General features: G+C 65.6%; 6 protein-coding genes. 1 reads left to right on the top strand and 5 read right to left on the bottom strand.

The genetic code is table 11. From position 1 onward, the window contains the following. Nucleotides 1-172: 172 nt before the first annotated feature. The 5 genes from K675_RS0101760 to K675_RS0101740 form a co-directional block, all read right to left on the bottom strand. On the bottom strand, nucleotides 173-775 hold the full coding sequence (locus K675_RS0101760; RefSeq protein ID WP_017901788.1) for a DUF924 family protein: 603 nt from the start codon (nucleotides 773-775) through the stop codon (nucleotides 173-175). Nucleotides 776-778: 3 nt separating this feature from the next. After that, nucleotides 779-1789 carry a class 1 fructose-bisphosphatase gene (locus K675_RS0101755; protein ID WP_017901787.1) on the bottom strand — a complete coding sequence of 337 codons (1011 nt, stop codon included), beginning with the start codon at nucleotides 1787-1789 and terminating at the stop codon, nucleotides 779-781. Between the two features lie 335 nt (nucleotides 1790-2124). Beyond that, nucleotides 2125-3489, bottom strand: coding sequence for a DUF3999 domain-containing protein (locus K675_RS0101750; protein WP_017901786.1), 1365 nt, complete (start codon nucleotides 3487-3489; stop codon nucleotides 2125-2127). Further along, nucleotides 3486-7115 carry a DUF2339 domain-containing protein gene (locus K675_RS0101745; protein WP_026144835.1) on the bottom strand — a complete coding sequence of 1210 codons (3630 nt, stop codon included), beginning with the start codon at nucleotides 7113-7115 and terminating at the stop codon, nucleotides 3486-3488. Before K675_RS0101745 ends, K675_RS0101750 begins: the two co-directional genes overlap by 4 nt. Nucleotides 7116-7286: 171 nt before the next feature. Then, entirely contained in the window at nucleotides 7287-9737 is a 2451-nt protein-coding gene (locus K675_RS0101740) for a glycogen/starch/alpha-glucan phosphorylase (RefSeq protein WP_026144834.1), read from the bottom strand. A 264-nt stretch (nucleotides 9738-10001) separates the two neighbouring features. Here K675_RS0101740 and K675_RS0101735 point away from each other — a divergent pair, with 264 nt between their 5' ends. Further along, nucleotides 10002-10436: a YkgJ family cysteine cluster protein gene (locus K675_RS0101735; RefSeq protein ID WP_017901783.1), complete on the top strand. Its 435-nt coding sequence runs from the start codon at nucleotides 10002-10004 to the stop codon at nucleotides 10434-10436. Nucleotides 10437-10512 lie beyond the last annotated feature (76 nt).

Genomic DNA, 10512 nt, shown 5'->3' with positions numbered 1-10512 from the left:
GCGAGCGGGCTTGCCCGCGCTCGACTGCGAAGCAGTCGCAAACCGGCTGACGCGTTTCAGTCTGACAATACGCGGGGTCTGGTTTCAGGACTGCTTCGCAGCCCAGCGCGGGCAAGCCCGCTCACCACAGAAAGCTCGCTGGCAACAACAGGCCATTCAGCAGGCGAAAGGGCTAGAAGCGCGAACCCGGCTCACGCAGAAACGCCACTTCCTCGGCCGTGGACTCACGCCCCAGGATGGCATTGCGATGGGGAAAACGCCCGAACCGGGCAATGACCTTCTGGTGCCGCTCGGCATAATCCAGCTGGCTGGCGAACACCGCCCGCTGGTCCTCCGGCTGCTCGCGCAACAACGCCGCGAACCGCGACACCGCCTCGTTCTGCGCCGCCAGCAGCTCGCAATGCTCGAACACCAGGTAGATGAAGGAACGCTGCATCGCCGGCAACTGTCGGTCGAAATCGGCGGCAATCCCCTGCGCGACCAGCGCCTGGGCGCGGGCATCACCGGAAAAGGCCCTGGGGGTATCGCGAAAGATCATCCGCGGCAGTTGATCGAGCAGCAGCACCACGGCCAGCCAACCTTGCGGACATTGCGTCCATTCGGTCAATCCGCCGGCCAGGGCCTGCTCGACCCAGTCGCCGAAGCGCTCGCGCGCCTCGCGGTCCTGGCTGTCACGCTTGCCGAACCACAGCCGGCGCTTGCCAGCCTCGATCTCGCTGGGCGCTTCGGCTGAACCGAACCACCATTCGAGCAGAGGCTGCCAGGGCGCGGACATGGGTTACGCCTTGTGGTAAGCGGTAACCCGCTCCACTTCTTCCTTCGAGCCCAGGAACACTGCCACGCGCTGGTGCAGGCCTTCGGGCTGGATGTCGAGAATACGCTGGTGGCCGTCGGTGGACGCACCGCCCGCCTGCTCGATCAGGAAGGACATCGGATTGGCTTCGTACATCAGGCGCAGCTTGCCCGGCTTGGACGGCTCGCGGCTGTCGCGCGGGTACATGAACAGGCCACCCCGGGTCAGGATGCGGTGCACGTCGGCGACCATGGCGGCAACCCAGCGCATGTTGTAGTTCTTCTTCAGCGGACCGGTGTCACCAGCCAGCAGCTCTTCGACATAACGCTGTACCGGGGCTTCCCAGTGGCGCTGGTTGGACATGTTGATCGCGAACTCCTGGGTGGAGGCCGGGATGGTGATGTCCTCGTGGGTCAGTACGAAGCTGCCCATTTCACGGTCCAGGGTGAAACCCTTGACGCCATTGCCCAGGGTCAGGATCAGCATGGTCTGCGGACCATAGATCGCGTAGCCGGCGGCGACCTGCTGGGTGCCCGGCTGCAGGAAGGCCTTTTCGTTCAGGGCTTCGTTCTGGCTCAGGTATTCGTTCGGGCAGCGCAGTACGGAGAAGATGGTACCGACCGGGGCGTTGATGTCGATGTTCGACGAGCCGTCCAGCGGGTCGAATACCAGCAGGTAGGCACCTTTCGGGTACTTGCCCGGAATCTGGTAGGCATTGTCCATTTCCTCGGACGCCATGCCGGCCAGGTGACCGCCCCACTCGTTGGCTTCGAGCAGGATTTCGTTGGACAGCACGTCGAGTTTCTTCTGCACTTCGCCCTGCACGTTCTCGGTCCCCATGCTGCCCAGGACGCCACCCAGCGCGCCCTTGGAGACGGCGTGGCTGATTTCCTTACAGGCGCGCGCAACCACCTCGATCAGGAAACGCAGATCGGCAGGCGTGTTGTTGCTGCGGGTCTGCTCAATCAAAAAGCGACTCAGGGTAACGCGGGACATGGATGGCTCCGGAGAAAGGGGGGGCTTGAAAACCCGCGCAGTTTAACGCGAGTCGCGCTGCAAATCCTCATGATCAGACACGGATGACGCACAGAGAGTTCACGGGTCGGCTTCAGCGTAGCCCAAAAGCACTGCCTGGCGCCTTCGGTCAAGCGTTCGTGCCAGGCACAAGGGCCTCTTCGCGGGCAAGCCCGCTCCCACACTGAAAGGTGTTCATCTTGACCGATCGTTCCCACGCTCCGCGTGGGAAGGCCTCTCTGGACGCTCTGCGTCCGCTCTTGGGACGCAGAGCGTCACGGGCTGCATTCCCACGCAGAGCGTGGGAACGATCAGGTTCAGGCCTGCGGTTTGCGCAGCAGGCTGAAGGCCATGCCGCCCAGTGCCGCCACGCCCAGTAACAGCACCATCCACAAGCCGATCTTCTTCCAGTCGGTCGCGGGCGCCGCCGTGCTGGCCGGTGCCGATGGAGCAACCACCTGCGCCGCCCCCGGAGTGGCTCTGCCGATCGAGGCCAGGCGGTGCGGGCCATAGTCGGGGATCAGCGTCGACAGGGGCAGGTTCGCGGCGGCGACCGTCGGATTGCCCAGCGCCAACGAGAACGGCGCATTGCCCCGGGCCAGGAACACCAGTTGCGTCGGTCGCACGGCATAACTCAGTGCCGGAGCCGTGGCGCCGAGTCCACCGCCACGCTCGTCGACCACCAGCTTCAGTTGCGCAACGCTGTGGCCAGGAAGCTCCAGGGTGTCCCGCAGCACGTCCTCGCCACCCTGGCTCAGTCGATAGAGCAACCCGCTACCCAGCGCCTGCCAGGCCTCATTGCCGCTGCGCCGTCCATACAGGCTTGCCGGCGCCAGACTGTTGGGCTGGGCCAGCTCGATCCGGACCTGCTCCAGGTTCAAGGCGGTCGGCAGCGTCCAGGTGTACTCGCCGGACTTGACGGTACTGCCGGCCAGCGGCTGCGACCAGGCCAACGGTGACGCCGACAGACTGCGGGTGCTGCTCACCAGTTGCGCCGAATTCAACACCGGTGCCGACTGCGGCGATTGCCACAGCAGGCGCAGGTAACGCGCCGACTGGCCCGGCAGGCTCACCTCGCGTTGTTCGATGCGCTCGTCGGCGAAGGACAGCCGCGCCACCTGACCATCCCCCCAGGACTGCCAGTGCTGCAGGTCATCGCTGGCCTCGATGCTGAAACGCTGAAAACCGTCGCGCTCGCTGGTCCAGTCGAGGACCAACTGCTGCAACGGCGCCTTGATCGCACTGGCATCGAGCAGCCAACCACGCAGTACCTCTTCACCTGCCTCCAGTTGGCTGGAAGGCGTCACTTCGACCAGGGTGCCGGCGGTCGTCGATTGTACCCGCACGCTCGGCGCCGCCTGGGGCGTATCGGCCGAACTGTACAGCGGGAACCACTTCACATCGGTCTGGCTGCGCTGCTGGGTCGATTGCGCCTGCTCCTGAAGCAGGGCATAGGCCTGCGGCTCACCCGCCGAGTTGAACACCCGGACATCGTTCAGTTCGGCCTGGCGAGCCTGGGCCTGCAAGACCAGCGGCAGTTCCAGCCGGTACCAGGGGCCCTCACCGCTCAGGGTCAGGGGCACCAGGGTGCTGTAGTCCGCCGGCTTTTCCTGGGCCGGCAACGATGCACTCAGGCACAGCAGCACCACGCCCAGGCAGCCCGGGCTCAACTTGCGAATCAAGACGACACTCCTTCCGTTTGCTCGTCGGCCGCTGCGGCCTCCGCACGCTTGGGTGGCAGCGGCGCGAAATAGCCCACCACCAGCATCAGCACACCCACGCCGATGAACGAGACGATCCGCGCCAGTCCGCCACGGTTGCTCAGTTCGACGAAGAACAGCTTGGCCACCACCACCGCGATCAGCGCCGCGCCGATCAGCCAGACCTCACGGCGATGGCGCAGGTGGCCACCGATCATCAGGCCCAGGGCGATCAGACTCCAGGCAATCGACAGGCCGGCCTGTACCAGCATCGATCCCAGCAAGGCATCGAGTTCGAAATCCACCCCGCCCCAATGGTGCGCGGCGCGCATGACCAGCGCCGTGACGAAGGCGAACAGCGACAGACCCGAGACCGCCTGGGCCGCCAGCTCGGCATGGGCGGCACGCACGCCCAGTTGCGGCACTGCGCTGCGCGACCAGATGTAGAGACTGCCCAGGGCGAACAGCAGCCCCAGTTCCAGCGGGTTGAGCAGCGGCACGTACGGCAGCGGCTCGGCGTGACCATCGCTGAAGCTGTTCGCCAGCCAGAACCAGCCGAGCATCAGCAAGGCCAGCGGTGCGGCAGCGTACAGACGGTATTCGCGCGAGTAGGCGGCAATCGGCCACGGCCACTCGCGCGGCGCGGCCATCAGCACCAGGTAAAGGCTCGGCAGGATCGCATAACCCAACCAGCGCCAGGCGTTGTAGTGCTCCGACAGCAACAGCAGGCCGTAGCGCAGCTCCAGCGCCAGCACGCCGAGGATCAGCCAGCAACCCAGCACATGGGCGACACTCGACAACCGTGCCGGCAACTGCGGCGCCAACTTGCGCAACGACAGCAGGTGCACGGCGAACAGCGCCGGCCAAACCAGCCAGCCGAACCGCGCCGCCGGATTGTAGATGAGAGTCCAGTCCAGCATCAGGATCAGCCCGGCCACCGGCACCAGCAGGGTGCACAACCGGGCCAGGTCAGGCCAGCGCAGGCGCACCGCCAGGAGTGCCCAAAGCGCCACACTGGCCGTGGCGATTGCCAGCATCCAGGACGCCCAAGTGGACGGCGCGGCGAACAGCATGACTTCACCGGCCCAGGCCAGCGCCCACCAGCCGGTCCCCCAGACCAGCAGCACCTGGGACAGGCGGCGCAGGCTCAGGGCATCGAACACCGTCGGCAGGCTGTCGCGCTGCAGGCGCCAGGCGCCGACGAAGGCGGCCAACCCGAGCACCAGCGGCGTCCAGAAACCGCTGTGGCCGAGCAGACGCAGGCCATCGCTGTCGAGCGCGCCGAACTGCACCGACCCTTCGAGCAGGAAGGCCCCGCCACCGATCAGTTGCAACAGCAGGCCGAAGAGGAAACTCAGGCGCTGGCGCAGGTACAGGCTCAGCCAGATGATCAGCAGGCCGCTGGCGGCCCAGACACCACTGGCCGTGCCCCAGGGCAGTACGAACAGCACCGCCAGGTTGATCAACGCCAGGCCGGCCAGCAGGATCACCGACAAGGCCCGCAGCAGCCGGGCATCGTTGCGCACCATCTCGTCGCGTGCCGCCAGCAACATCCCGCCGATCAACGACAGGCCGATCAGCGAAGCACTCATCAAGCCGCTCCAACCGGCACTGAACACCGCCGACGATTCGCCCTCGGCACCCTGCAACCGCGCCAGGAACAGCGCACCGCCGAGCAACTGCACGGCAAACGCGCTGAACAGGAATGCCCGCGATTGCAGGCGCAGGCCGGCAAACAGTGTTGCCAGCCCCGCCAGCGCCCAACTGATGGCCGTGCCCTGGCTGAGGAAGAACAACGGTGCCAGCAGGTAGAGGAAGGCCAGGCCCAGACAACCCAGCACCGGCGTGCCACGCCGCTCCCACTCCGCTGCCTGCCCGGGCGCTGCCTGGCGCAGTTGCCAGAAGCTGAACAGCAGGGCCAACCCGAGCAGCAACGCACCCAGCGGTGCCGCGTCGAGCAGGCTGTGCTCGCCGGCCTGCAAGGTGCCGAGGAATGCCAACGCCGAGCCCAGTTGCAGCAACAAGGCGAAGATCCGCGCGAACGGGCGCTGCTGGCGCAGGCCCAGCCAGAACATACCCGCGCCTTCGACCGCCCAGGCCGCCGTGGTCCAGCGTGCGTCGAGGCCCAATGGAATCGCCAGGCTGGCAAAGATCACGCCCAACGCCAGGCAGGTTTCCGCCAGCAGCAACGCCCGGCCGCCCATCAGCAGACGGGCAAGGCCCATGTAGATGACCCCCAGCGCCAGGGCGCTGAAGGCCGCCGCGAACTCCAGGTGCTGGACCAGCGCGAACTGCAGGCCAAAGCCCACCAGCGGCGGACCGAACAGCATCGAGCCATCAACGTAGTCGCCCTGGCGCGCCGACCAGCGCAGCAACCCTTCGCGACTCTCATCCTGCGGCCCACCGGCCATGTCGCGCAGCTTGCGCCGGGCGAACAGCAGGCCGATGGCCAGGTACATGAAGAAGAACAGCACCAGGAACGGCTCGGTGCTCCACAGCAGCTCCGGCTGGTAGGAGCGCAGGCCCCAGGCTAAGCCGATGCCGAAGGTGCCGACGAAACCGATCAGGTTGAGCAGGCGCCAGGCCTTGAACCAGGCGATCGCCAGGATGCCGCTGTTGAGCAGGATGAAATAGCTGAAAAGGGCGACATGGTTGCCGGAGCCGGTGGACGTCAGGATCGGCGCGGCAAAGCCGCCCAGCGCCGCCGCGGCAGCCAGCCCGAGGGCGTCCTGGGTTACGGCGAGAATCGCCGAGAACACCGTGACCGCCACCAGCAGGCCAAGGGCGGCGGAGGGATCGAGCAACGGGTGCAGGCGCATCGCGGCGAATACCGTCAGGTACAGCACCGCGATCCCCGTGCCCTGCAGCATCAGCCCGTAGTTGCCGTTGCGCAGGCGCAACCACCAGCCCAGGCCGAGCAGGCCCAGGGCACAACCGGCGACCCCGGCGTAACGCAGCTCGATCGGCACCACCATGCCTTCGGTGGCGTAACGCAACAGGAACGCCAGGCCGAGGAACAGCAGCAGTACGCCGACCCGCAGCACGGTGTTGCCACCGAACAGCCAGTTGCGGGCGCCTGCCACGGCACGCTCGATCAGGTTCGGTTCGCGAGGGGTCGGTGGAACAGGCGGCGCGACCGGCTCGCGGGCCTCGACCGACGGCGGCGTCCAGGCATCGACTTCTGGGCGTACGGCCTGGGGCTCATTACGCGGCGAAGGCTCCTGCAGTTCCGGCGGCAGTTCCCAGATCAGTTCGGGCTCAGCAAGCAGCCCTTGAGAAACCGGCTCGACGATCGGCTCGGCAGTCTGGTTGGCGGCGACAGGTGTTTCGTCGACGACCACCGGAGTGGGCTCGGCGACGGCGACAGGCGGCTCACTTGGGGCCACGCCAGCCACCTCCAGCTCACGAACCCGCTGTTCGAGGGTGGCCAGGGCCTGTTGCGCCTGCTGCAGGCGGGCCTCCTGGTCGGAGGCATGACGGGCCAGGCTGCCAAGGCGAAACGCCTGACCGATGACTAAACCGAACAATGCGCCGATCAGGCCGTCGAAGAGGAGATCATCGATCATCCAGCCCCACACCAATCCGATCAGCATTAAGATCCATTGCATGCACGATATCCCTAGGCGGCGTCACGACACGCCTGCCCCCGTGGGAGCCGGCTCCCACCAGTAGGCAGTGTTTTTCAGCACATGGACGGGCGAGCCCCGACCAATCTGCCGCGTAGTATATCGATCCGGCCCCACCGTAGTGGGGTCGGCCTCACAACTTATTGCAAAAGATTACTCAAGCGCCTTCCAAATCTCGGTGGCGTATTCACGGATGGTCCTGTCCGAGGAGAACCAGCCCATCCGGGCGCTATTCAGTACAGCGGAGCGCCACCATTCCTTGCTGTCGTGCCAGTGCGCCTCGACCTTGGCCTGGGCGGCCCAGTAGGTGTCGAAGTCGGCACAGACCAGGAAGCGGTCATAGTCGATCAGCGAATCGACCAGGCCGACATAGCGCGCCGGATCGTCCGGGGAAAACACCCCGCCACGAATGGCCTGCAGCACGTCATTGAGCCGATGGGAGGCCGCCACGTCCTGCACCGCGCTGAACTCGCCGTTACGCTTGCGCGACTCGACCTGCTGGGCACTGAGGCCGAAGATGAACATGTGCTCCTGACCAACCCTCTCGCACATCTCCACGTTGGCACCGTCCATCGTGCCGATGGTCAGCGCGCCATTGAGGCCGAACTTCATGTTGCTGGTGCCCGAGGCCTCGAAGCCGGCGGTGGAAATCTGCTCCGACAGGTCGGCGGCGGGAATGATGCTCTCCGCCAGGCTGACGTTGTAGTTGGGCAGGAACACCACCTTGAGCAGGCCGCGCACGGTCGGGTCGTTGTTCACCGTACGGGCGATGTCGTTGGTCAGCTTGATGATCAGCTTGGCCTGGTGATAACTCGCGGCCGCCTTGCCGGCGAAGATCTTCACCCGTGGCACCCAGTCGGTTTCCGGCTCGGCGCGGATCGCCTGGTACAGCGCCACGGTGTGCAGCAGGTTGAGCAGTTGGCGCTTGTACTCGTGGATCCGCTTGACCTGCACATCGAACATCGCCGCCGGATTGACCGCAATGCCCAGGCGTTCCTGGATCAGCGCCGCCAGAGCGCGCTTGTTGTGCAGACGCTGCTCGGCGAACTGCTTGCGAAAGCCGGCCTTCTCGGCGAACGGCTCCAGGCCCAGCAGCAGTTCCTCGGGGCGGTCGAGCACTTCGGGGCCGAGGGCGTCGACCATCATCTCGGTCAGTCGCGGGTTGGCCTGGTAGAGCCAGCGGCGGAAGGTGATGCCGTTGGTCTTGTTGTTGATCCGGTCCGGATAGAGCTTGTGCAGTTCAGAGAACACCGTGCTGCGCATCAGTTGCGTATGCAGGCCGGACACGCCGTTGACGCTGTGGGAGCCCAGGAACGCCAGGTTGCCCATGCGCACCCGGCGACCGTTGTCCTCCTCGATCAGCGACACCGAGCGCAGCACGTCGAAGTCGTGAATGCCCTTGGCCCGCAGCGCGTCGATATGCTGGGCGTTGATCAGGTAAATGATCTGCATGTGCCGCGGCAGCATGCGCTCCATCAGGCCCACCGGCCAGGTTTCCAGGGCTTCCGGCAGCAGGGTGTGGTTGGTGTAGGAAAGCGTCTCGACGGTGACCTGCCAGGCCGCGTCCCAAGTCACGCCATGCAGGTCGACCAGTTGCCGCATCAGTTCGGCGACGGCGATCGAGGGGTGGGTGTCGTTCAGCTGGATTGCCGCGTGTTCGCCGAGACTGAGCACCGAATCGTGCATGTTCTTGTGCCGGCGCAGCAGGTCCTGCAGCGAGGCAGAGACGAAGAAATACTCCTGGCGCAGCCGCAATTCCTGGCCGGCCTCGGTGCTGTCCGCCGGGTAGAGCACGCGGGAGATGCTTTCCGCCCTGGCCACCTCGGCCACCGCGCCGAGGTGGTCGCCGGCGTTGAAGCGCTCCAGGTGCAGTTCTTCCGTGGCTCGTGCCCGCCACAGGCGCAGGGTATTCACACTGGCCCCGCGCCAACCGACCACCGGCGTGTCGTAGGCCACCGCCCGCACGGTCTCCGCCGGCCACCAGACCTGGCGGGCCTGGCCGGTCTCGTCGTGCACGGTTTCGACGCTGCCCCCGAAGCCGACCGGGTAGATCACTTCGGCACGCTCGAACTCCCAGGGGTTGCCGAAGTCCAGCCAGTTCTCGGTCTGCTCCTGCTGCCAGCCGTCGACGACCGCCTGGCGGAACAGCCCGTGCTCGTAGCGAATGCCGTAGCCGTGGCCGGCGATACCGAGGGTCGACATGCTTTCCATGAAGCACGCCGCCAACCGCCCCAGGCCACCGTTGCCGAGCGCCGCGTCGGGCTCCAGCAGGCGGATCCGCTCCAGGTCGACGCCGAGGTCCACCAGCGCCTCGCGGGCGATATCCAGCAGGCCGAGGTTACTCAGGCTGTCGTACAGCAGGCGGCCGATGAGGAACTCCAGGGAAAGGTAATAGACCCGCTTCTGCCCCTTGCGGTAGATCTGTCGCGTGTGATCCATCCAGTGCTCGACCATATGGTCGCGGGCGGCCAGGGCAATCGCCTCGAACCAGTCATGATCGAAGGCATGGTCGGGGTCCTTACCCACTGCATAGGTAAGTTTGGCAAGGACGGCGGCACGAAAGGCAGCCACCTCAGTTTCACGGACAAGCGTTTCCTGAGACATCGATGCGACCTCTAGCGAGATGGACAATTTAAGGGACGAGTTGTCTGAGCCTAGTCGGTTCGACACAGGGTGATGGCTCTGGTTCGGGGTTTTTTCCACTCGAAGTGGCCAAGGCCGGTAAATTCGAGGGGCCGCTCAAGACCCGGATTCGCGAAAAATTTCCTGGTAGATCCGCGATTGTGCGAAAAACCGTCAAAAGGTTGTTCACAAATCCACAGGCCCCGGTATGATCGCGCGCCCGATACACCCCCTGGACGCCACCTGATGAAACCGACCCTGATCGCAGCCGCAGAGCTCGACCGCCTGGAAACCTGGCAGAAGTACTCCAGCCACATGTGTGGCGGCTGCATGTCCAGCTGCTGCACCTTGCCCGTGGAAGTGAAGATCAAGGACCTGATCCGCATCGGCATCGTCGATGAGTTCGAGCGTGGCGAGCCGGCGAAGAACATCGCCAAGCGCCTGCAGAAGGAAGGGATCGTCGAGCGCTACAACCAGAAGTCGGAGATCTTCACCCTGCAGCGCATGAGCAACAACGATTGCCTGTACCTGGACCGCAAGACCCGGCTGTGCACCATCTACGACAAGCGCCCGGACACCTGCCGCAACCATCCGAAGATCGGCCCGCGCCCGGGCTATTGCGCCTACAAGCCAAAGCCCCAGGAGCGCCAGGCGCCGAGCCGGAACCTGGAGCGGTTCTGACCCCCGGTAGCGCCCTTGTGACACCGGCCCCTCGTGGCGAGCGGGCTTGCCCGCGCTGGGGCGCGAAGCGGCCCTG

The sequence above is a fragment of the Pseudomonas fuscovaginae SE-1 genome (genome assembly GCF_000364705.1).
GTDB lineage: Bacteria > Pseudomonadota > Gammaproteobacteria > Pseudomonadales > Pseudomonadaceae > Aquipseudomonas > Aquipseudomonas fuscovaginae_A.
Note: the sequence above shows the minus strand (reverse complement) of the source record. Positions and strands in the feature narration are given on the sequence as shown.